The following is a 256-nucleotide window of genomic DNA, read 5'->3' as shown; positions in this document are numbered from 1 at the left end:
TGCCAACAATGGTAATTCTAAGCAGGCCTTGTTAGAGGCTAAACTTACTCCACCGTTAAAACCGCCATTCACATCTGGATAGACAGCTACCAGGCGATAGCCATAACTAATTCCTCGTTTGAGGGTGGTAGTATCGGTGTAGGTGGTGGCTGTGCTGGGCACCTCCGCTATTTTGGTATAACCCGCTGGCACGCCGGTAACACATTTTCCTGGGTCGTCAGGTTGACAACCTTCTTTCCGATAGATGCTGATGGTT

At 49.2% G+C, this 256-nt stretch carries 1 protein-coding gene; it reads right to left on the bottom strand.

Translation table 11 applies throughout. The features are described from left to right. Window positions 1-256 (bottom strand): hypothetical protein (locus tag GO755_RS41285; protein WP_198175108.1); only part of this gene is annotated, 256 nt, incomplete at both ends.

The organism is Spirosoma arboris (assembly GCF_009754945.1).
GTDB classification, from domain to species: Bacteria; Bacteroidota; Bacteroidia; order Cytophagales; family Spirosomataceae; genus Spirosoma; species Spirosoma arboris.
Note: the sequence above shows the minus strand (reverse complement) of the source record. Positions and strands in the feature narration are given on the sequence as shown.